Raw genomic sequence first — 21,717 nt, 5'->3', positions numbered from 1 at the left:
GGTGTAATCACCCCCTTTTTTGTTGCAGGTATTTTTATGCTTAAAATAATACTGACAAGTTTTTGTCACGCCGTTGATTGGGTGGTGCGTCAAGCGGGTCGGATGGCCGCGTTTATGATGCCGATGTTGGCACTTGTGGTCGCTTTTGAAGTTTTCTCCCGTTATGTTCTTGGTAAGCCAACCATCTGGGCATTTGATCTATCGTTGTTTATGTTTGGTTATTTGGCCGCCTTAGGTGGCGCCTATGCACAGCAGCAACGAGCACATATCAATGTTGATATCCTTTACCTCAAGGTCTCTCATAAAACCCGCAGTGTGTTCAACCTAGTTTCGTTTTCGTTGGCCATTTTCTTTCTTGTCATCATCGTCATGATGAGTATCGGTAAGTATGAAGAAGCGATTGAGTTTGATTATCGCCGTCAGAGTGAATGGGCTCCGCCCATGTTTCACTTCTGGATCATGATGATGGTTGCCTGTGGTCTGTTTATTGCCCAGTTGGCAAGAGATATGCTGGCAGAGTTGTATTTTCTTCTGACAGGCCAAGCACTTATTGAGGAGAATGATGATGGGAATTGAGTTATTAACCGTAGTTCTTCTGCTATGTATTTTGGTGTTTTTTGCGATTGGCGCCCAGGTCGGTTTGGCGCTCGGTGGGATTGCAATGGCCGTGGGTTATATGACCTGGGGCGATGGTATATTTAATGTTATTCCTACCACGTTAGAATCAACGTATTTTAGTTTTATCCTGTTAGCGATTCCTCTCTACATTTATATGGGACAGTTGTTAACTAAGTCTGGCATCGGCGATGCCATGTTTAATTTTAGTCAGATGCTGATTGGCCGGGTGCGTGGTTCGCTTGCGATCAGTGTTATCGGTGTTTGCTCCATGATCGGTGCAATGGTGGGTATTATCGGCGCGGGTATTATGACGTCCGGTAGTATTGCGTTACGGCCAATGCTTGAACGGGGCTATAACCAACGTTTGGCGCTTGGGGTGATCATGGCCGGCGGTGGTTTGGGTATCCTGATACCACCGAGTATTCCGATGATCATGTTTGCGGCATCCACGCAAAATTCGGTTGGTAGGATGTTTCTAGGCGCAATGGTCCCAGCGTTACTCACGGTGGTGATGATGGTGCTTTACGTCGGTATTAGCTGCTGGTTGTTCCCGGAACGGGCGCCACGGGATATGGATAACAAGGATATTGTTAAGCTTGAAGGTAAAGCTAAATTCCGTATTGCTCGCGATGGTTTGTGCTCGATGCTGCTGATTGTGGCCGTGCTGGGCAGTATTATTACCGGTATAGCAACACCAACGGAGTCGGGTGCTATTGGTGTGGTCGGCGCGATTGTCCTTGCGATCCTATTTAAACGTTTCAAAGTGGATATGTTTTTACAATCTGGTTTTCAGACCGCTACCTTGGTCAGTGTGGCGATGTGGATTATTTTTGGGGCATCTGTCTTTAGTAACTTTCATCTGTTGATGGGAGTGCAGAGTATGGTGGCGGACTTTACGGGGCAGCTAGATCTTCCCCCCATTATGATCATCATTATGTTCCAGCTGATTATGCTGTTACTGGGCTTTATTATTGATGAGTTCATCATCGTCTTGATGTGTGCGCCTCTGTTTACGCCGATTGCTGTCTCTCTCGGGTATGACCCGATCTGGTTTGGCGTATTAATGATTCTGAATATTCTCATTGCGGTTCAGACGCCACCCTATGGTTTTGCGCTTTTCTATCTTAAAGGTATCGCGCCGGCGGGTATCGGTATGTCAGAAATCTATAAGTCGGTTACACCGTTTATATTGCTGAATCTGACTGTCTTGATTATTTGCATGATATTCCCAGAGATTGTGCTTTGGTTACCTAATTTAGTGATGGGGTGAGGCATTAACATGTACAACAATATTCTTATTCCGCTGGATTTATCGCATAAAGAGCAGGTCGTTGAATTGGGGCAGATTGCCACGAAGTTGGCAGAAGGGAAGCCAGCTCAGTTGTGTTTACTCTATGTCGATCAAAGCTTTGTGCACGGTGCTGGCGATCCGCAGTTTGATAAAAGTTTGCACCAAAGGCATCGCAAAGAAGCCCTTGAAGCGATGGAGACCCTACTGGCTGATCTACCGGATAATATTCAGGTTACATCGCTTTATCGGGATGGTGTTGCTCACGATCAGATTTTGGCGACCGCAAAACAGCTGAATGCCGATGTTATCGTCATGATGGCCCGTAAACCAGGTATCAGCAGTTACTTTATCGGTTCAAACGCCGAACGAGTCGTGCGTCACGCGCCTTGTTCGGTGTTTATCATCCGTGGGGATGCATCAGATAGTTGATGCGCCTAAGCAATCGATGAATAGCTGAATGATGAGCTGATTCTGTTGCCGTTTACGCCATAGCGCCCGGAAGCTGTTGGTGTAGCCATAGCGCTCACTGAGTAACGGGCGTAGCTCTTTTTCCAGTTGCCAGTTGCTGACTAAGTGGCGTGGCAAAAAGCCCAGATAGTGGCCACTGAGAATCAAGGTGGCCCGGGCTTCTTGGTGGTGGGCTTTAGCCTGTTTATTCCACAGTTTCATGTCGGGATGGCTCTCTCTACCGGCCATCAATCTAGGGGACTCAACAAACCGGTATTGGCGTAGCTCCGCTGGGTCGATCTTATCGGTGCGTTCAAACAGCGGATGGTCTTGGGAGCAGTACAGCTGCATCTCTTCATCGAACAGTTTTATGTTGCTGAGTTCGGGGTAGGGCTGATTGATAACGGTGATGCCGATATCGACCTGCTGGTTGAGTAGTGCGGCAATCACATCATCGGAACTCATGGTGCTGATGCGAATTCGGACATCGGGGGCTTTCAGTGAGAACTGGTCTAGCACGTTCAGGATGGATGAGTTATGGGCGCCCAACATATGTTCGGCAAAGCCTAGATGAAGATCACCAAGAATGCGGTTATGGCTTTGGTTGATGGTGTTTTTGAATTGATCAAGGGCGCTGAGTAGCTCCAATGTGGCGTTATAAACGGTTTGTCCCTGCTCTGTTAAGGAGAATCCCGCTCGACCCCGTTCGCATAAACGCATATCGAGTCGTTTTTCTAAATCAGAGATGTAGTTGGAAATGGTTGAATTGGCAAGATTGAGTTCAATCTCTGCGGGTGTGAAACCACCACACTCGACCACCGCTTTAAATACTTTGAGTAGGCGAAGATCCATATCAGCCAGCTGGCCAGAAAGGGCTACTTTTCTGCGTCCCATGGAGGAATCCTAGGTTATTGTCGGGAGTTGGTTATTTATATTTGTATTTGTAAATATAAATATTTACAAATAATTATATAAGCAAAAGCTTTGTCGATCTATAAATACAGTTATAACGCAGTTAGCTGAGCGAATGTCTGCCGGAGAGAAAGCATGACAATACAATTAAAAGATGCATCATTACTTAAAACTCAGGCCTTTATTGATGGTGCTTGGGTTGATGGTGATCAGGGTGAAACCTTTGCCGTCACAGACCCCGCCACCGGTCAGCATTTGGCTGATGTGGCGAGTGTGGGTGCAACTGAAACCCGACGGGCGATCGATGCGGCCGCTCGAGCCATGATCGAATGGAAGGCGTTGCCGGCGAAAAGCCGTAGTGATGTGCTGGAAAAGTGGCATCAACTGATCCTCGATAATACCGAAGACCTTGCCATTATTATGACTGCAGAGCAGGGCAAGACATTAGCTGAATCCCGTGGCGAAGTGGCCTACGGTGCATCCTTCGTTAAGTGGTTTGCTGAAGAAGGTAAGCGGGTTTACGGTGATATTATTCCAACCCCATCCGATCGTCGCGGTGTGGTGGTTAAGCAGCCGGTGGGTGTGGTTGCGGCGATTACGCCGTGGAACTTCCCCAATGCAATGATTACACGTAAAGCCGGCCCAGCCCTAGCGGTCGGTTGCGCTATCGTATTGAAGCCCGCCGCTGAAACACCATTATCGGCGTTGGCGCTGGTCGAACTGGCTAACCGTGCTGGGTTACCGGCTGGACTGTTTAATGTTGTACCCGGTATAGATGCGCCCGCGATTGGTGGTGAGATGACCTCTAACCCTACGGTTAAGAAAGTCACCTTTACCGGTTCTACGCCGGTGGGCAAACTGTTGATGAAACAGTGTGCCGATACCGTGAAACGCACCTCGATGGAGTTGGGCGGCAATGCGCCAGTCATCATTTTTGATGATGCCGATTTAGATATCGCGGTGGCCGGTGCGTTAACCGCTAAATACCGTAACTCAGGCCAGACCTGTATCTGTGCTAACCGTTTGTTAGTGCAGGAAGGTATCTATGATGCATTCGTCGAAAAATTCAGTGCGGCGGTCAGCGAGTTCCGTATCGGTAATGGTTTTGAGGCTGGCACGACTCATGGCCCAGTGATTACTGAGAAAGCGGCTAAAGAGATTCATTCTAAAGTACAGAATGCTGTTGAAGAGGGCGCAATCGTCGTGATCGGTGGTCAGCCGGGTGAACAGGGGGCTTGTTTCTACCAGCCTACCGTTTTAACCAATGTGACCGACGATATGCGCGTGTTCCGCGAAGAGATTTTTGGCCCTGTTGCACCGGTCTTTAAGTTTAGTACTGAAGCGGATGCGATACGGATGGCCAATGATACTGAGTTTGGCCTGGCAGCTTATCTTTATACCGAGAGTATGGGGCGAAGCTGGCGGGTATCTGAAGCGGTTGAATACGGTATGGTCGGTGTGAATGAAACAGCGATCAGCTCCGAAGTGATTCCCTTCGGTGGTGTTAAAGAGTCAGGTCAGGGCCGTGAAGGTTCTAAATATGGTCTAGATGATTATCTGGAAACTAAGTACATCTGTTTTGGTGCATTACAGCGATAAGCTGCACATAGTGGAGACGTGTTATGAGTAATTTGATCTACCCAACAACTAATTTTAAAGCCACTGAAACGCTGACAATGGAGCGAGGTGACGGTGCTTATGTTTATGATAACGAAGGTAATCAGTACCTCGAAGCGCTTGCCGGCTTATGGTGTACATCCCTTGGCTATAATAATCGTGAATTGATCGATGCGGCGGCTGAGCAGATGGGTCAACTGTCCTTTTCCCATATGTTTGGTGGTAAAACCCATCAGGTGGGTATGGATCTGGCTGATAAGCTAACCGCGATGCTGCCGGTTGAGAATGCCAAAGTATTCTTTGGTAACTCTGGTAGTGATGCCAATGATAGTCAGATTAAGATGCTGCGGTATTACAACAACGCCATTGGTAAGCCTGAGAAATTCAAGATCATTGCCCGTGAACGTTCATACCATGGTGTAACCTTGGCGGCTGCTTGCCTGACCGGCTTGCATGCTAACCATACCTATTTTGATCTGCCGTTTGATGCCCTCGGTATTTTGCGGACGGATGCGCCGCATTACTACCGTGGTGCGCTGCCAGGTGAATCTGAAGAGCAGTTTGTTGACCGTATCGTTAACAACTTAGAACAGCTGATACTGAAAGAGGGCGCGAACACGATTGCGGCCTTTATTGCAGAGCCGATTACCGGCGCTAGCGGCGTGATTGTGCCACCTAAGGGCTATTATCAGAAAGTGCAGGCGGTACTGAATAAGTACGATATCCTGTTCTGGGCCGATGAAGTCATCACCGGTTTTGGCCGTACGGGTAATGACTTTGGTTGCACCACCGTGGGTATCGAAAAACCTGACATGATGTCGATGGCGAAACAGTTGTCGTCTGCTTATATGCCGATCAGTGCAGCGGCGATTCGCGGTGATATGTATGAGGCGATGATTGAACCGAGCGCTGCAGTGGGTGCCTTTGGTCATGGCTTTACCTATTCGGGTCACCCTGTTGCATCGGCTGTGGCACTGAAAACGCTAGAAATTTATGAGCGGGATAATATCTTTGGTCATGCGGCGACAATCGGTGAATACATGCAGAAACGTATGGCTGAATTCCGAGATCATCCATTGGTGGGTGAAGTTCGCGGTGCGGGTATGGTCGGTGCAGTGGAAATGGTCGCCAATAAGAAAACCGGCGAAGCCTTTAATAATGGCGCGGCGGGGGCTTTTGCGGTACAGGCCTGTCAGAACCATGGCATGATTACTCGGGCGGTTGCCGGTAACTCTCTAGCATTCTGTCCACCATTGATCGTCAATGAAGCGCAGATCGATGAGATGATCGAGAAACTGGGTAAAGCGTTGGATGAGACGCTCGACTTTGTGACCCGTGAAGGCATGATTGTCGCTTAATCCCTAACGAGCGATGAGTTGTATGGTCGAGCTGGTGGAGAACTGGCCAGTTCGATTGCTTTATCTCAGGGCTAATGCGTTGGCCTAGAGACTCAGTTCTATCTGGCAGGTTCCTCTAAGCCTGCCTTGTCTTGACACACAGATCCTTCTGGATCACCTTTTTGGGAGGGCATATGCGTATGTCCTCCCTTTTTTATGCGTCTTCTTTCTGCTTTGCTTTGGCTACAGCCAAATAATTACCCGCGCGCATACCTACTGAATAATGTACTCCTCTAAATAGCAAAATCTGATTTTTCGAACACTATCTTGCTGTCTATCATCTGTCTTAGGAATAAGAGTTACATGAGTTAACGACGTGCAAAGGGGTTGTTATGAGCAGCAGGCCTGCTTCAACGAAGATAATGGGGTCATCATAAGCGTTCATCAGGTATTTCTGCCTGACAAAGGGATTGAACATGATAATCAAGGGTATACTCAGGGATTTTCTTGAGAGCCCGAACAGGGAGAGGCGATTATGTCGGTAGCACTGCACGACACTTTACAGCAATGGTTTGGTTTTGATCAGTTTCGGCCTGGACAGGAACAGACGATTCGACAGCTGTTGCAGGGGGAATCATCGCTGGCCATTTTCCCAACGGGTTCTGGGAAATCTCTCTGTTATCAACTCACCGCCACCTGCTTGCCACATTTAACTTTGGTGGTGTCGCCACTACTGGCGCTGATGAAAGACCAATTAGCTTTTCTGGCAAAAAAAGGTATTCCCGCGGCGAGTATCGATTCAACACTCACGCCAGAGCAAAACCGGCAGGTGATGAGTGATGTGCGTAATGGCACCACTAAAATTCTAATGGTATCGGTCGAGCGATTTAAGAATGAACGCTTTCGCCAATTTATCCAATCGATATCGGTATCGATGTTGGTGGTGGATGAGGCGCATTGCATCTCTGAATGGGGGCATAACTTTCGCCCCGATTATCTGAAGCTACCCGCTTATCGTGAAGCGCTGAATATTCCGCTGGTACTGCTGCTAACCGCCACCGCGACACAACAGGTAAAGTTGGATATGGCCCGCAAATTTGCGATAACGGACGACCATATTGTTCAGACCGGTTTTTATCGACCTAACCTTGATTTAACCGTGTTGTCGGTTGCGAGTGAAGAAAAAAACAGCCGTTTGATCGAACTGATTCGACAGCAGCAAGGGGCCGGTATTGTCTACGTTACCTTGCAACACAGTGCCGAGCAGGTGGCTGACTTTCTGGTGAAACAGGGTGTGCGCGCGTCGGCGTATCATGCGGGCTTTGAAGATCAAAAGCGGCAGCAGATTCAAACGGATTTTATGTCGGGAAAGATCGATGTGGTGGTTGCTACCATCGCTTTTGGTATGGGCATCGATAAAAGTAATATCCGTTTTGTTATTCATTATGATCTACCTAAATCGATTGAGAACTACAGTCAGGAGATCGGCCGCGCTGGCCGTGATGGGTTGCCGTCCAACTGTATTACTCTGGCTAATCTAGATGGCCTGAATACGGTAGAAAATTTTGTTTATGGTGACACCCCTGAATTAGAGGGGATTGAGTTTGTCCTGAATAATATCCGCAGTGAATCTCAGAACGGGCAGTGGGAGCTGCAACTCAACGCGTTATCCACGGCCAGTAATATCCGCCAGCTACCGATGAAAACCCTTTTGGTACAGTTAGAGTTGCTCGGCGTGGTGCAACCACTCTATGCGTATTTTGCCGATTTTAAATATAAGCTGTTGCAGCCGCAGGAGCAGATTCTTGACCGTTTTCAGGGTGAGCGAAAAGCGTTTTTGACGGCGGTATTGGCCCACACTCAGTTTAAGCGGGTGTGGGGTACGTTGGATTTTGAGGCACTGTTGCAGGGTTATCATTGTGATCGTAAACGTGTGGTGGCTGCCTTAGATTATCTACAAGAGCAGCGTTTGCTCGAGTTGGAAACAAAAAAAGTGACTGAGGTTTATCAGGTCGATGAGCAGCGGTTAGCCGAGCCTGCACTAGGGCAGCAGCTGTATGATTACTTTATCGATAAAGAGCATAAAGAGATTGCGCGAATCGCGGCATTAGTGAAGTTTTTTGAGTTGGATAGCTGCTTGAGTCATTGCTTAGCACTGTACTTTGATGACCATAACAGTGCTGAGCAGTGTGGCCATTGTTCCTCTTGTCGAGGTCAATCGGTCAGACTTGAATATTCGTTATCACCTCGCTGGCCTTCCGATCAACAATTGCTGAATGACTTAACGGGGTTGCGTCAGCACCTTAGGAGTACATTGACACTGGATACCCAGTGTCGCTTTCTTGCCGGTATCAGTATGCCGTTGTTTACGCGTCATAAAGTGCGTCAGCTGAGTGGGTTTGGCTGTTGTGAAGCACTTCGGTATGCGGATATTCGAAACAAGGTAGAGCAGTTAGCGGTGTAACTGCTGCTGCCGTCTCTCTTGGCAGAGGGCTAAAATGGCCTCTTTTTCGGCTGTGCTTGAACCATGCCAGTCTAAGATTTCTTGGAGTGTCCGGTAGCACCCCATACAGATATCCTGTTCATTGAGGCAGCAATTGCGTTGGCAGGGTGAATCGGTGGCCGCTTTTTGGGGTGAACGGTGCTCTATTGATGAGTGCATTGCTAGCTCCGTGGCGGTTGTATAAATTGGTTACTCAACCCTTCCTTGAAGATGTTGATCCTCCTTCTAGTTTAGCGGGTTAAGTCTGTTTCGGTGACAAATCGTTAGAAATGTCATAAACAGGGTTAATTTGTTTTATTTTTTCTTTATAGTTGATCATTACGCAGTGACCTATGTCGTTGTTTAACGTTTTTGGTGCCCGAATTATTGGAGAGGCTACTTTGATTAAACTGACAGGAATTGCGTTGTTAACAATTCTGTCCTGCAGCCATAGCTTTGCCTCAGAGAATCCTGCTTCTGATCATGGGGCAGAAGAGGTTAAAGCCTTATTGGATGCCGGGCGTTTTAGTGAAGCTTATGATCTTGCCTTAAACTATATCGATGATTTAGAAGGCGACCCCACCTTTGATCTTCAATATGGTGTCGCCGCGATCGACAGCGGCCATGTTAGCGAAGGAGTGTTTGCGCTGGAGCGTGTAGCATTCTTCGCCCCTGAGAACCCGCTAGTATCGTTGGAGCTGGCCCGTGGTTATTATCTTTTAGAGCAGTTCGATAAAGCCCAGCAGCTCTTTGAGGCGGTGCTGTTACTGAATCCGCCGGATAATACCCGTGTTCGCATTGCGACCTACCTCGATCGTATCAACCAGCAAAGTTTTCCCATCACGCGGGTGCGTAGTTTTATCGAAGTCTGGCGGGGCTACGATAGCAATATTAATTCCGGGCCCGAATCTCAGACAACGATCGTTTCGCTTAGCAGTGATGCCCTAGGGCAAGGCGACCCGTTTAACCGGGTACAGATGGGCAGCACCATTGAACATCAATATGCCGCCGATCGTCAGTTGGATGTCAGTTTAAAGGGGAACTTCCGTTACTACGATAATGAATCTGAACAGGATTTCAGCACGTTATCGCTATCGGGAGGGCATAGTTGGACACAACAGAACAACCGCTACCGATTAGGCGCAGATTTACAGCATTTTAGTCGTGATGGTGAAGGTTATCGTGATCTGCTGGGTATCAATGGTAGCTGGACCCACCAACTGGATAAACAGTCCCAATGGCGTTTATACGGCGGGATTAGTTCGCTGGATTATGTTGATTCTAGCTGGAAGGATAGTACCCAGTCTTATCTGGGAGGCAACTATCTGCTGTCAGGCAATCACCGCTGGAAGCCTCTCTGGTTTGCTGGGGCCTTTGTTGGCCAGGAAACACCGGATACCGCTGGCATATTAGCGGATGCACAAGTGGATCGCTTCTTTTGGGGGGCGAATCTTGGAGTGCAGTTGAGTCTTTCGGATAAGCTGACATTAACACCGGCCTTAACCTTTCAGTCGAGCCGTTATAAGGGTGATGACTGGTTGTATCGAGTGCGACGCCAAGATGACTACACCATCTTCAATCTTAACCTTGAGTGGGCCGTTGAAAATAACTGGACCGTTTTGGCCGGCTATAGTGTAAGCCATGCTAATTCGAATATTGAGCTATATGAGTATGACCGTCAGCAGACAGTGCTGGGTCTACGCTATAGCTTCAAGTGAGGTAGGCTATGAGATCTCTATTTTTTACCGTTGTATTGCTTCTCTGTACGGGATTGGCCAGTGCCGCTGAGGTTGTTGGCAGCGTGATTTTGAGTGTTGGTGAGAATATCGCTAAGGGGGCGGATGGCAGTGAGCGGCTGTTGAAGCGTCATGCGGATATCTATGCCGATGACTTGTTGGTTACCGGCAAGACAGGGCGGTTGCAGTTACGCTTTAGCGACCACTCTCGGCTCGCATTGAAGCCCGATTCTGAATTCCAGATCGCGACCTATCAGTTTGACAAGCAGCAACCGGAAGAGGGCAAAGCTATTTTAAAGCTGCTAAAAGGTGGGATGCGCACTATTTCTGGTCAGATTGGCAAAGCTAATCAGGATAATTACCGTCTTGAGACCACTGTAGCGACTATCGGTATTCGCGGTACCCATTATGGCGTGCAATATACGCCAGAAGGCGTTTACTGTGAAACCATTGAAGGCGCTATTGAGGTGAAGACCAAGGTTACACAGGTGCTCGTGAGTGCCGGTGAGGGTGTCACCATTAAGGAAAATGGTTCGATTAAGAAAAGCTCGGCTAACGGGCGTACCGGTGATTATCTATTGCGTAAAAAAGGCGGTGATCGTCCGGTGATTCCTGCGGCAAATCCAGAGACTGAGAATCAGATCGATCGATCTGATTCTAATGGTGTCAGTGATGCGAATAAGGCCCCCAATGGTTCGCTAGTGGCGGTTGCGTTTACTCAAGATAGTGATACTGGTGGTTTTATCGCGGGTAATGGCTCTGTCGTGGCAGACGGTACTTCCTCAATAACCCTAGAGCAACTTGATGATGCGAGTGGTGGCGAAACAGAGGATCGTTTTCTGACCGGTATTACGCATAAAGCGCCGCAGCCTAATATTACCAACCACGCCTGTGCTCCCTGTGAGTTTACTGCGCGTGGCGGCGCTGCATCAATCTCCGGCGAGGATACGATCGAATTGGGTGGGGCAAAGGTTACTTGGGGACGTTGGAATTCAGAGTTTAGTTTAGTCGAAAATAACACCGAGCAGGCCTTAAAGGGTGGATTTCACTTTATCTACAGCGATAGCTTAACCACCCCTAGCGAACTGGCTGCACTAGTCTCTGCGCGCAGTGGTTCCTATCTGTATACCCACACGAGTGAATCAACCAGCTTAACCGCTCCTCAGATTGATACGGGGGCTAGCGGTACGTTGGTGGCGATCGATTCGGGTCATGCGCTGGCGGGACGCTACGCTTCCGGCACCTATGTGATGGTTGATTGGGATGCTCAGCAGATTGAGCAGGTGAATATTAATGCCGAAATCAATGATGGCGCGGGGATACGTATCTATAACCTGACGGAAGAGGCCGGTGTAAAGACAGATTTAGACGCGGTGCTTCAAGGCGGTCAGTTGACCTTAGCGGGTAGCTGTAGCGGTGGTCAGTGTACCGAGGATGGTATCGATACCAATATGAGTGGACAGCTAACCTTTGATCTTGTGGGTGCTCAGGCGGAAGGAGCAGTGACTAGTTATGGCGCTTCGGGCACAAGCGCTGCCGATCAGAATATTACCCTGGTGGGTACTGCTTTATTGGAAGATGCTGGGCCGGTACCCGCAGCGGCTCACTAAACAACCCGTTTAAACCATTTAGTCGTGATAAGCCTTAGGGCTGTGGGTTGCTGGGCTTAATTAACGCAGGGTGATGACTTCGCCCTGTAGTAAACGGTCTACCTGCTGCTGTGGTAGTAAACGATGACACTGTTGCATGATGTGATCTTCAACGCCCGGCTTAAGGTGAGTAATGGCGATGCGGGGATTGTACTCAAGTGATTTCAGTTGCAGGGCTAACAGCGACGGAGTGAGATGGCCGCTCAACTGAGCTAAGGCCGTGGACTCATCGATGAAGGATACATCGATAATTAAGAGCTCCGGTTGATGTTGGTTTAACAGTGCCGAGAGTGGCTCATTGAGGCCGCTGTCGCCGGTAAACAGAAAGCTGTGACTGGCATCTTTAATTAAATAGCCCGCAGTGGGGGTCGGATGCGTGGCGGGTATGACTTCAATCGCTTTATCTTGGATGTTCATGATATCGCCAACATCGACTGGGTGGAGTCTGATAATCGGATTGTCTTCTGGCAGGGTGGTGTAATCAGGCCAGATGGTCCAGTTAAAAATATGCTCTTTAAGTGCGGTAATGACTTCGGGTAACGCATAGACATCGATAGGCGCGCGGTGTTGATCAAAGATGGTCGCTAACATCAGGGGTAAGCCGATAATATGATCGAGATGGCCGTGGGTAATCACCACATCGCGAATATTGAGTAGTCGCTCCATGGTCAACAGTTCTAAGCCCGTTCCAGCGTCTAATAACAGGGTCTCGTCGATCAAAAAGGTGGTGGTTTTCAGTCCTTGACCGATACCGCCACTACAACCCAAAATTTCAATTTTCACTTAGATCTCCGATTACCCTGACGTCTATGTTCGATTTAAATAGCGTCAATCATATGTTTATAGCACAAGGGGGCAGCATCCTTATAGTCGTTGGCCCTATTAAGCTAATAAAAAGAACGAATTGTTACGACCTAAGGTGTTGGCAGGCTATGATGGATGTCTTATCGATCTCTGGCTAAGAGGGCCGTTAATGGTTGGTCTTGGTTTATTATCCTCAAACGGAATAACTTATGAAACAACGTAGAATCCGGACATTGCTCGGCATTATGTTGACCCTGTTGATGTTGTATCCCGTGATTCAGGATAGCCGTCCGGCGCTGCTGCAAAAGTTTGAATATGATCTTTATGATTTGCGTTTAAGACACTTCGCCAAAGGTGATCAAGATCCGCGTATCGTTATCGTCGATGTGGATGAGAAAAGTCTGCTTGAGCAAGGGCGGTGGCCGTGGAATAGGGCTAAGCTGGCACAACTACTGGATCAGTTGTTCGATCGCTACGATGTGGCGATTGTCGGCTTTGATATGGTGTTTTCCGAAGCCGATAGTAGTATCGATCTGCAGCAGTTGAGCCGCTTGTTACAGGATGCCAAAACAATACCGAGTCTAGCGAGCTTACGGCAACAGCTTGATCCTGATCAGCGTCTTGCTGAGGCGATTGATGATCGCCCCGTGGTGTTAGGTTATGCCTTTGATCGAAGTGACCGTGAGTTGCGGGTAGGCAACCCAGGCGTGTCGGTGATGGGCTCAGATGTCCTGCTGGATAAACAGCCAATACCCGAGGCCAAAGGGGTGATCGCCAGTATTGATACGCTACAACGTCAGGATGTCTACGGTGGTTTTTTTGATAATCCCATGGTGGATAGTGATGGGGTTTACCGTTGGGTGCCGATGTTACAGCGCTATCAAGGTGAGTATTATCCATCGCTGGCGTTAGCAATGTGGTTGGCTCTGTTTGATGAGCATCAGGTGATGCCTGAATTTGAGTCAGATATTAGCGGTGAACAGCAGACGCTGGTGGCTATTAATGCCGCGGGGCAGCAGATTCCGGTGAATCCTTCGAGTGGGCTCTTGGTACCTTACCGTGGTGGTCAAGGGAGTTTTCCCTATATCTCTGCAACCGATGTGATCAACGGGTTAGCCGATCCAGAGCAGCTTAGCGGCGCGATTATACTGATCGGCACCAGTGCTGCCGGGTTACTCGACTTACGAGTAACGCCCGTTAGTAGCCGTTATCCGGGGGTTGAGGTGCATGCCAATATTCTATCGGGACTACTGGATGATCGGATTAGCAGCGAGCCGGACTATACCCTTGGGGTCGAGATCATCCAGATACTGCTGAGTGGGCTGCTGCTATCACTGCTGATTCCCCGTAGTTCGGTGATGTTTTCCACGTTAATGACGCTGGTTTGGGTTGCTACCTTGGTGGGTTTTAATCTCTATGCTTGGCAGAGTCTGCTTTGGGTGATTCCATTGGGGTATACCCTGTTTCTTATATTCATACTCTATCTGTTTCAGCAGACGACCGGTTACTTCTTTGAAACGCGAAATATGAAGCGGTTGGCGGGGCAGTTTGGCTATTATATTCCGCCTGAAATCGTACAGGAGTTAGGTCGTCAACAGAACGCGGTTCACCTCAGTGGTGAAACCCGTGAGATGACCATCTTTTTCTCGGATATCAGAGACTTCACGCAGATATCAGAGCAACTGTCACCCCAGCAGTTGAGCCGTATGATGAATATCTATCTCACTGAGATGACCCGTATTATTCATCAGCAGCGGGGCACTGTTGATAAATATATCGGCGATGCGGTGATGGCTTTCTGGGGGGCGCCGTTACCGGATGAGGAGCATGCTAAGCATGGCTTAAATACGGCGTGGCAGATGTTATTGCAGCTGCCAAGGGTTAATCAGCAGTTGTTGGCGGCGGGGTTGCCCAGGGTCAATATTGGTATCGGGTTACATTGTGGCACGGTCAGTGTTGGCAACATGGGGTCAGAGTTTCGCATGGCCTATACGGTGATGGGCGACGCGGTGAATCTGGCATCGCGGTTGGAATCTCTGACGAAGTATTACGGTTGCCCACTGTTAGTCAGTGGTGACCTAGCCACAGGTTCGCCTGATTATCTCTATCGCTATATCGATCGCGTGAGGGTTAAGGGCCGTACTGAACCGGTGGAGCTGTTTCAGCCGCTGGCCGAGCGAGCTTCAGCGGACGCCTCTTTAGTGGCTCAGATTGAGATATTTAACCGAGCGGTGCGTTGTTACCAACAAGGGCAATGGGAAGAGGCTCGGCGATTATTTTTACACTGGTTAGCAGACAATGCTGAAGATAGTGTTGCACCGCTTTATTTAGAGCGGCTTAACGCATTAGAGCGTGATCCACCAAAGGAAAACTGGGATGCGGTGTTTAGTCATCAAGAAAAGTAACAACGCGTCTTCGCTTTCTAAAGCAGGCTAGACAAGCCCCGGCAGGGTGGTTATATCAACGGTATCAATCTGTCGTGGCGACATATGGCGCTGAGCATATTTGATGTAAGCACCGCTTTCCACGAAAACGCTAAACAGATCGGCGTCGAGGTGATTATCCTCTACCATTCTGCCGATAATGTTCATCGCTTGTGAGAGTAGCATCCCTTTTTTGTAGGGTCTGTCTGGTGAGGTGAGTGCTTCAAATATATCTGCGATACACATAATTCGAGCGCGAACAGAGAGTTGCTCTGCCTTTAACCCTCTAGGATAGCCAGTGCCATCTAAGTGTTCATGATGATTGCAAGCAATCTCAGGGACTTGGGCGAGGTGCTTTGGGTAAGGTAGGGACTCCAACATATCGATGGTGACCTTGATATGGTCACGCATCACCTGAATTTCACTTTGTAACAAGGTGCCTTTGCGGATACAGAGGTTTTCGGTTTCGTCTTCGGTCAGCATTAAGCGTGTATGGCCGTGATCATCGGTCCAAGAGATCTTCGCGATCTGCTGTATTCGGGCCACATCTTCGTCAATCATAAACTCGGAACCGGTGTTACTTTGCCGCAAAAAGGCGATATCGTCATCGAGTGTCTGACAGTGTTGTTGTAACTGCTGCTCTGCGACCTCTGCCTCAGCGGCGGAGAGGGTCGGCATTGTCCTTAAATGGTTGAGCTGTAGTTGCAGCTTATATTCTCGAAAGCGGGATTCGAGTAGTTCGATACGATCAAACATCGTATGTAACTTAGTGGCCTTGTCGATAATGTATTCGGGCGAGGTGATCTTGCCGCAATCGTGTAACCAAGCGGCAATCCTGAGTTCATACATCTCTTGCTCATTAAACTGCACTGCGGAATAACGGCTTTTATCGCTGTCGTTAACCGCTTCCGCCAGTAACATGGCGATTTCAGGTACCTGTTCACAGTGTTTGCCGGTCACCGGTGACTTATGGTCAATGGCTCGGCCCATCAATTTAATGAAGGATTCAAACAGCTCCCGCTGGGCGTCAATGAGTCGACGTTTTGTTAATACCGTTGCCGCAAGAGACGCCAATGATTCCACTAGGTGTTGCTGCTCTTGGGGAAAGGTCATCACCTGATTATCAGCATCCATGGCGTTGATCAGCTGTAAGACGCCGATAATTTCACCTTCGTGATCGACCAATGGCACACAGAGAAATGACTTTGAACGATAGTTGAGCTGTTTGTCGAATTTTCGGGTGCCGGAAAAATCATATTTATCCGACCGGTAGACGTCGGCAATATTGATGGTTGTCTGCTGCACAAAGGTTTGTGCGACCACCAGCTTAGATGCCTGTTGTTGAGCATTGTAGATCTCAACGGTGGGCATATCGCGAGGCTTGCTATGTATTCCCAAGGAACGGTTATGCAGGATCGTAAAGTGCAGTTGGTTTTCGTTTTCTTCATCAACGGTATATAAAGTTCCGCCGTCGGCATTGGTCAAAAACATGCAGCCGAGAATAATCCGGTCCAGTAACTGTACGTGATCTTTTTCAGTAGACAGCGCACTGGTTAGGTCTGCAAGCTGTTTGAGAATTTCGTTAGTGTCCAGGTGAAGCATGGTGATAGCCGGCGCTCGTCTATTAATTACCTTCAATGTGACGTTGGTTGCAGCAAGAGTCAAGATTAACTCCGGTAAATGTCATCAATCTGTGGATGAGAGTCTATTGAAAATCAAAGGCCAACTCGTAGTTGCAGGTTATTTATCGTTGGCAAGGATGAGATAAGGTTGGCGCTATAGACGGGAGTGAATGAGGCGCTTAAACCACTCCAACTGCATAAGAAAGGTGGCGTCGTTCAGGGTTTGAGTTATATCACTCTGTGGTCATAAAAATCGGGCGAGGCGCACAGATTACGGCGAGAAGACTGTGGTTTCATAGAGGGGTTATTCGGCGTCATACACTGAGAAACCAAGTGTGAGTCAATAACTTAGCAGTTTAGGCTAAGTATTTTAGTGTATTTCAGGCTAACATAACGCAAAAACCCGTTATATGAGAAGCCGATATGCAATTGAATGCCGCCGATATCCGTAAAGCACTACCTTGGGATCGCTTGATTGCCGCACTGAATGAGATCTTTACCAAAGAGGTCTGCGCACCGGTGCGTCATCACCATAGTATTAATGTGCCGAATGATCCGCAGGCGACCCTGTTATTGATGCCCGCTTGGCTAGAGGGTGAATACCTGGGGGTGAAATTGGTGAATGTGTTTCCGGGTAATAATCAGCGGGGATTGCCGGGGCTCAATAGCAACTATATGTTGTCCTCGGGCAAAACCGGTCAGCCGTTGGCGCAGTTAGAGGCTAATGAGTTAACCGCCCTGCGCACGGCGGGAGCATCGGCGATGGCTTCAGGTTACCTCTCTCGAGAAGATGCCTCAGATCTACTGATGGTTGGGGCGGGGCGAATGGCTCGCTATTTGATATCGGCGCATAGGAGTGTTCGGCCGATTCGTACGGTGAGTGTTTGGAATCGTAATGAAGCCGCCGCATTAACCTTAGTAAATGAGCTTGTCGCCGAGGGCATAGCGGCAAAACTGTGCCCCTTAGATGAGTTGGAATCCATGGCGCGGGAGGCGGATATTATCAGCTGTGCCACTATGTCGACGGAGCCGTTGGTACTCGGAGAGTGGTTAAAGCCGGGTGCACATTTGGATTTGGTGGGCAGCTTTACCCCAACGATGCGTGAAACGAATAATATTGCACTGCAACGCTGTCAGGTTTTTGTCGATGTGCGTGCTGGAGCCCTGAGTGAAACCGGTGATCTGATTATTCCTATTAAGGAAGGCGCTATCACCGATGCCGTTATTCAGGCTGAGTTTACTGAGCTGTGCCGAGGTCATCATCGGGGCAGAGCTGAGCTAGAGGACCCACAAAATGCGATCACTCTGTTTAAATCCGTAGGAGATTCGCGGGAAGACCTAGCGGCAGCGATTCTTGCTTATCAGCAAACGGCGACTGACCAATAACAGGCTGTTAGTACTGGTTTAAGGCTATTCGTTAGGTCCTGTCATGACGGGATAGCGCGCTGGCTATCATCGTCTTTTCTATTGTTTAAGAGGTGTGCAATGGTTTCATCCATAGGGAATCAGTCCGTTAAGCCGAATGGGGATTCCATCGCGGTGATTGGCGCTGGGGTTATCGGTTTGAGTTGTGCGCTTGAAGCACAGCGACAAGGTTTTAACGTCACCCTGTTTGATCGGGATGAGCCGGGACTGGGGGCATCCTTTGGTAATGCGGGTTACTTGGCTACCGAGTTGATTGAACCACTGTCCAATCCTGCGACACTGCGCTCAGCACTCTCCTTATGGCTTAATCCGAAAGGGCCTTTAGCGCTGCCAGTGAGGTATATGCATCGTATCGCCCCTTGGCTGTTTCGGTTTGTGCTAGCGGCGCTGCCTCAATCACTAGAGCGCAGTCGCAAGGCATTACTGCAGTTAAATAGCGCCTCGATCGAGGCTTGGCAGCGCAGTCTTGATGATATCGATGCCCGTGAGCAGATCATAAAGTCCGGCTATCTGTTGGTGTGGGAGTCCGCTAAGGGGCTCGCCGCGGTGCAGCGTCATCAGGCTTGGTTAGCTGACAACGGAATCCAGACTGAGTTGGTGCAGGGCGAGCGGCTGATTGAACTCGAACCGGCTCTTTCTCGTGGGGTGAGTCATGCTCTGTATTTTCCAGATGCCTATCGGGTGAAGGAGCCACACGAACTCTGCCAACGGTTATTTACCGCCTTTACTGAACGGGGAGGGCAGTTTATTCAGCAAGCGGTCACCGACTTAATACCATCCATGAATGAGGTGGGCGTGAGGACGGAAAAAGACACCTATCAATATGATCATACGATTCTCTGTGCCGGTGTGTGGAGCCGCAAGCTATTAAACAGCGTCGGTCTCGATCTGCCTCTGGAAGCTGAACGGGGCTATCATGTGACGTTTCCGACAGCGACCACATTGTTGCGTCATCATATTGGTTCGGCCGAGCGTAAGTTTGTCATGGGGCCACTGGCCAGTGGTTTGCGTGTTGTCGGTATGACCGAACTGGGTGGGTTAACGCTACCGCCTTGTCAACGCCGCTTTGAGGTGTTGCGTCACCATAGCCAACAACTGCTGCCTGAGTTGAATACGTCAGAGCGAGAGGGAAGCGAGTGGATGGGCCATCGACCAACACTGCCCGACTCTTTGCCGGTGATTGATCAACATCCCGACTATGGCCGTTTATGTTTTGCCTTTGGCAACCAGCACCTAGGGGTGACACAGGCGGCGATCACGGCCGAACTGATGCTTCAGTTGATACAGAAGCAGGCAACCAGCATCGATACCAGCCCCTTTGGTGTCGATCGATTCTGATGACCGGGTGAGCTAAAACCTCTTTGGCTTGCGGTTATCGGTGATCGAGATGAATAGCGCCGATCGGTTGAGGTCGATCGGGCGAGCTGTTTGGCCGACTATTCGGTGACGCTGCGCAACGCCTGAGAAATGCCGGCGGCTTTTAGCGCTTGAGCCTGATCGCTATTTTTGACCAGTAGCGTGCCACTAAAGGCGAGAGCGTTAAAAGAGATCCCCGCGAAGGATTCCCTCTGGCGGGGCACTAACATTAGCCATTCTCGACACAGTAGTAGATTGTAGGCCTTCGCCACTTGATGCTGCTGATCAATTTTCAGTTTATCTAATAGTGTTAGGTAGGCGTTGTGTAACCACTGCGCACCGATAATTGTGTCGTCGATAAGGTTGTTTGGCAGGCGCATTCCCACCTGTCTAAAGGGGAGAGCTGGGTTAGGTTGTGGCTGAGCTAAAAAACAGCTCAAGGGGGTAGCGAGTGGCAGGGCTTGGGGGCTGAGAGGCACGAGTTGCAGGTGTTTGTGCGGTTGGCTTGCGCCCGCGTTGGCTCCGCCGTTAAAAAAGACCAAGCCGTTGATCGCTTTAAGGCCGATCAGTGCTGCGTTAAGATCGGCGATGGTTAATAGGTCTGTTTGTGGCTCGAACTCACGGGTGACGATGAGTAGGTGGTTATCGATCACATTAAACTTATTTAACAGGCCAATATGATGTTGGCCGATATCAGCGACAAAAAGGTCAGGGTCGTAGGGCTGAAACGGATCTACCTTGTGGCTGCCGGCCTGCTTGAGACGCCGTTCACTATCTTTCTGTTCTAGACTGTTTAGGCAGCGAAGCTGATAGGTAAGGGTAGCATTGTCGATGGTTTCATAGACCGTTTCGATCTCGGTATGAATCGGCTGTAGCGCGCCGGTGGCAAGCGCGCTCTGACGGGTTAACTGTAGTTGTTGCCAGAGGTTAGCCATTCTTTAGCTCCATATAGACAGAGCACTCAAGATTACGTTGCTCGATAACGGATGTATAGTCACAGGAGGGTGTTAAACCTATGTCAATAAAACAGTTGCTGCTGGTGGCGCACGCGCCTTCAGAGAATACCCAACGTATGGCCGAAGCGGTATTGCGCGGGGCCAATCATCCAGATATTGATGCGGTGCAGTGTCGTTGGGTTGAGCCTTTGCAGGCTACGCCAGAAGATATCTTAGGCTGTGATGCCATTATTTTAGGAACCACCGAAAACTTGGGGTATATGAGCGGTGCTTTAAAAGATTTTTTCGATCGTTGTTATTATCCTGTATTGGAGCTGAAACAGGGGTTGCCTTGCGCGCTCTATGTGCGGGCGGGCCATGATGGTACGGGAACCTGCCGAGGGGTTGAAACGATTTGTACCGGCTTGCGTTGGCACTGGATCCAGCCGCCGTTAGTGTGTCGAGGCGACTGGGATGAGGCTTTTTTGCAGCAATGTGAAACGTTAGGAATGACGATGGCAGCGGGTATTGAAATGGGAATTTATTGAGCAAACACTCAGTTTTTTGTTTGTTTAACGTACAATTTAATTGTGCACTGCACAAAACATGTATTATACTTATGTCTAAATATTGATCCGTTAGGAGACCCGCAATGAAACAATCGGTGTTTACCGGAGTAGAGTGTGATGATCGTCGTATCGCGAGTGAGTTACAAGCGATGGGCTATTACGATGAGTATGGTAACGAGACGACGTCTACGATCAGCTCGATGTTTGCAGCCGTAAGCGGTTTTATAACCTGGATGCGGTGGAAAGGTGAAGTGGGTGTTTATGGTTGCCGTGTTGCGGCGGATCATGCCCGTTACCTTGAAGCAAAAGTTCACGCTTAATATCTGCTTACCCTCTGTTATTAAAAAACCGCTCCGTTGAGCGGTTTCAGGTTACTGATAAACCCCAGTATTTTTGCTGGGGTTTTGCTTTTCTAGCGCCATGACTGTTTTATTAACAAAATACTGGGGCAATAGTTTGAGGCCGTTTTAAGTCGCCTCAAGACCTCTCAGGCC

At 49.1% G+C, this 21,717-nt stretch carries 18 protein-coding genes; 13 read left to right on the top strand and 5 right to left on the bottom strand.

Annotated features, from left to right (window positions below; translation table 11 throughout):
- The first annotated feature begins 36 nt into the window (after positions 1-36).
- Genes EH243_RS15405 through EH243_RS15395 form a run of 3 tightly spaced genes read left to right on the top strand, consistent with a single transcriptional unit; the run spans position 37 to position 2,338 of the window.
- Entirely contained in the window at positions 37-576 is a 540-nt protein-coding gene (locus EH243_RS15405; RefSeq protein WP_126159559.1) for a TRAP transporter small permease subunit, read from the top strand.
- On the top strand, positions 566-1,888 hold the full coding sequence (locus tag EH243_RS15400) for a TRAP transporter large permease (RefSeq protein WP_126159558.1): 1,323 nt from the start codon (positions 566-568) through the stop codon (positions 1,886-1,888). The genes EH243_RS15405 and EH243_RS15400 overlap by 11 nt, the downstream gene beginning before the upstream one ends.
- A gap of 9 nt (positions 1,889-1,897) precedes the next feature.
- A complete protein-coding gene (locus tag EH243_RS15395; RefSeq protein WP_126159557.1) occupies positions 1,898-2,338 on the top strand; it encodes a universal stress protein in 441 nt (146 codons plus the stop codon).
- Here the strand turns inward: EH243_RS15395 and EH243_RS15390 are convergent.
- A complete protein-coding gene (locus tag EH243_RS15390) occupies positions 2,327-3,250 on the bottom strand; it encodes a LysR family transcriptional regulator (RefSeq protein WP_126159556.1) in 924 nt (307 codons plus the stop codon). The genes EH243_RS15395 and EH243_RS15390 overlap by 12 nt on opposite strands.
- Positions 3,251-3,403: 153 nt before the next feature.
- Here EH243_RS15390 and EH243_RS15385 point away from each other — a divergent pair, with 153 nt between their 5' ends.
- The 3 genes from EH243_RS15385 (at position 3,404) to EH243_RS15375 (ending at position 8,686) form a co-directional block, all read left to right on the top strand.
- On the top strand, positions 3,404-4,867 hold the full coding sequence (locus tag EH243_RS15385) for a succinate-semialdehyde dehydrogenase (protein ID WP_126159555.1): 1,464 nt from the start codon (positions 3,404-3,406) through the stop codon (positions 4,865-4,867).
- 23 nt (positions 4,868-4,890) lie between these two features.
- Positions 4,891-6,243 (top strand): aminotransferase, encoded by a 1,353-nt coding sequence (locus EH243_RS15380; protein WP_126159554.1) that lies wholly within the window; start codon positions 4,891-4,893, stop codon positions 6,241-6,243.
- Positions 6,244-6,757: 514 nt separating this feature from the next.
- Positions 6,758-8,686, top strand: a complete 1,929-nt coding sequence (locus EH243_RS15375; RefSeq protein WP_126159553.1) for a RecQ family ATP-dependent DNA helicase — start codon at positions 6,758-6,760, stop codon at positions 8,684-8,686.
- Here the strand turns inward: EH243_RS15375 and EH243_RS15370 are convergent.
- Positions 8,675-8,884 (bottom strand): DUF1289 domain-containing protein, encoded by a 210-nt coding sequence (locus EH243_RS15370; protein WP_126159552.1) that lies wholly within the window; start codon positions 8,882-8,884, stop codon positions 8,675-8,677. The genes EH243_RS15375 and EH243_RS15370 overlap by 12 nt on opposite strands.
- Positions 8,885-9,129: 245 nt before the next feature.
- Between EH243_RS15370 and EH243_RS15365 the strand changes: the two genes are divergently transcribed.
- A complete protein-coding gene (locus tag EH243_RS15365) occupies positions 9,130-10,422 on the top strand; it encodes a porin family protein (RefSeq protein ID WP_241235104.1) in 1,293 nt (430 codons plus the stop codon).
- An 8-nt stretch (positions 10,423-10,430) separates the two neighbouring features.
- Positions 10,431-12,050, top strand: a complete 1,620-nt coding sequence (locus tag EH243_RS15360; protein ID WP_126159550.1) for a FecR family protein — start codon at positions 10,431-10,433, stop codon at positions 12,048-12,050.
- A gap of 60 nt (positions 12,051-12,110) precedes the next feature.
- Here the strand turns inward: EH243_RS15360 and EH243_RS15355 are convergent, their stop codons facing one another.
- Entirely contained in the window at positions 12,111-12,872 is a 762-nt protein-coding gene (locus EH243_RS15355) for a 3',5'-cyclic-nucleotide phosphodiesterase (RefSeq protein WP_126159549.1), read from the bottom strand.
- A 230-nt stretch (positions 12,873-13,102) separates the two neighbouring features.
- On the opposite strand from EH243_RS15355, the gene EH243_RS15350 reads away from it, so the two are divergent.
- Positions 13,103-15,298, top strand: a complete 2,196-nt coding sequence (locus EH243_RS15350; RefSeq protein WP_126159548.1) for a CHASE2 domain-containing protein — start codon at positions 13,103-13,105, stop codon at positions 15,296-15,298.
- Between the two features lie 27 nt (positions 15,299-15,325).
- On the opposite strand, the gene EH243_RS15345 is transcribed toward EH243_RS15350, so the two are convergent.
- On the bottom strand, positions 15,326-16,918 hold the full coding sequence (locus tag EH243_RS15345; protein ID WP_126159547.1) for an HD domain-containing phosphohydrolase: 1,593 nt from the start codon (positions 16,916-16,918) through the stop codon (positions 15,326-15,328).
- A gap of 443 nt (positions 16,919-17,361) precedes the next feature.
- Here EH243_RS15345 and lhpI point away from each other — a divergent pair, with 443 nt between their 5' ends.
- Both lhpI and EH243_RS15335 read left to right on the top strand, forming a co-directional pair.
- On the top strand, positions 17,362-18,324 hold the full coding sequence (lhpI, locus tag EH243_RS15340; protein ID WP_126159546.1) for a bifunctional Delta(1)-pyrroline-2-carboxylate/Delta(1)-piperideine-2-carboxylate reductase: 963 nt from the start codon (positions 17,362-17,364) through the stop codon (positions 18,322-18,324).
- A gap of 99 nt (positions 18,325-18,423) precedes the next feature.
- Positions 18,424-19,701, top strand: coding sequence for an NAD(P)/FAD-dependent oxidoreductase (locus EH243_RS15335; RefSeq protein WP_126159545.1), 1,278 nt, complete (start codon positions 18,424-18,426; stop codon positions 19,699-19,701).
- Positions 19,702-19,799: 98 nt separating this feature from the next.
- On the opposite strand, the gene EH243_RS15330 is transcribed toward EH243_RS15335, so the two are convergent.
- Complete coding sequence (locus EH243_RS15330) at positions 19,800-20,654, bottom strand: ATP adenylyltransferase family protein (RefSeq protein WP_126159544.1); 855 nt, start codon at positions 20,652-20,654, stop codon at positions 19,800-19,802.
- 86 nt (positions 20,655-20,740) lie between these two features.
- On the opposite strand from EH243_RS15330, the gene EH243_RS15325 reads away from it, so the two are divergent.
- Positions 20,741-21,202 carry a flavodoxin family protein gene (locus EH243_RS15325; protein WP_126159613.1) on the top strand — a complete coding sequence of 154 codons (462 nt, stop codon included), beginning with the start codon at positions 20,741-20,743 and terminating at the stop codon, positions 21,200-21,202.
- A 104-nt stretch (positions 21,203-21,306) separates the two neighbouring features.
- Entirely contained in the window at positions 21,307-21,543 is a 237-nt protein-coding gene (locus tag EH243_RS15320; protein ID WP_126159543.1) for a hypothetical protein, read from the top strand.
- The last annotated feature ends 174 nt before the right edge of the window (positions 21,544-21,717 follow it).

The sequence above is a fragment of the Amphritea opalescens genome, assembly GCF_003957515.1.
Taxonomy (GTDB): Bacteria; Pseudomonadota; Gammaproteobacteria; order Pseudomonadales; family Balneatricaceae; genus Amphritea; species Amphritea opalescens.
This window is presented reverse-complemented; position numbering and strand designations above follow the sequence as displayed.

Coding starts and splice junctions, on each gene's coding strand:
- EH243_RS15405 (WP_126159559.1), top strand. CDS start 37: ATGCTTAAAATAATACTGACAAGTTTTTGTCACGCCGTTGATTGGGTG.
- EH243_RS15400 (WP_126159558.1), top strand. CDS start 566: ATGGGAATTGAGTTATTAACCGTAGTTCTTCTGCTATGTATTTTGGTG.
- EH243_RS15395 (WP_126159557.1), top strand. CDS start 1,898: ATGTACAACAATATTCTTATTCCGCTGGATTTATCGCATAAAGAGCAG.
- EH243_RS15390 (WP_126159556.1), bottom strand. CDS start 3,250: ATGGGACGCAGAAAAGTAGCCCTTTCTGGCCAGCTGGCTGATATGGAT.
- EH243_RS15385 (WP_126159555.1), top strand. CDS start 3,404: ATGACAATACAATTAAAAGATGCATCATTACTTAAAACTCAGGCCTTT.
- EH243_RS15380 (WP_126159554.1), top strand. CDS start 4,891: ATGAGTAATTTGATCTACCCAACAACTAATTTTAAAGCCACTGAAACG.
- EH243_RS15375 (WP_126159553.1), top strand. CDS start 6,758: ATGTCGGTAGCACTGCACGACACTTTACAGCAATGGTTTGGTTTTGAT.
- EH243_RS15370 (WP_126159552.1), bottom strand. CDS start 8,884: ATGCACTCATCAATAGAGCACCGTTCACCCCAAAAAGCGGCCACCGAT.
- EH243_RS15360 (WP_126159550.1), top strand. CDS start 10,431: ATGAGATCTCTATTTTTTACCGTTGTATTGCTTCTCTGTACGGGATTG.
- EH243_RS15350 (WP_126159548.1), top strand. CDS start 13,103: ATGAAACAACGTAGAATCCGGACATTGCTCGGCATTATGTTGACCCTG.
- EH243_RS15345 (WP_126159547.1), bottom strand. CDS start 16,918: ATGCTTCACCTGGACACTAACGAAATTCTCAAACAGCTTGCAGACCTA.
- lhpI (WP_126159546.1), top strand. CDS start 17,362: ATGCAATTGAATGCCGCCGATATCCGTAAAGCACTACCTTGGGATCGC.
- EH243_RS15335 (WP_126159545.1), top strand. CDS start 18,424: ATGGTTTCATCCATAGGGAATCAGTCCGTTAAGCCGAATGGGGATTCC.
- EH243_RS15330 (WP_126159544.1), bottom strand. CDS start 20,654: ATGGCTAACCTCTGGCAACAACTACAGTTAACCCGTCAGAGCGCGCTT.
- EH243_RS15320 (WP_126159543.1), top strand. CDS start 21,307: ATGAAACAATCGGTGTTTACCGGAGTAGAGTGTGATGATCGTCGTATC.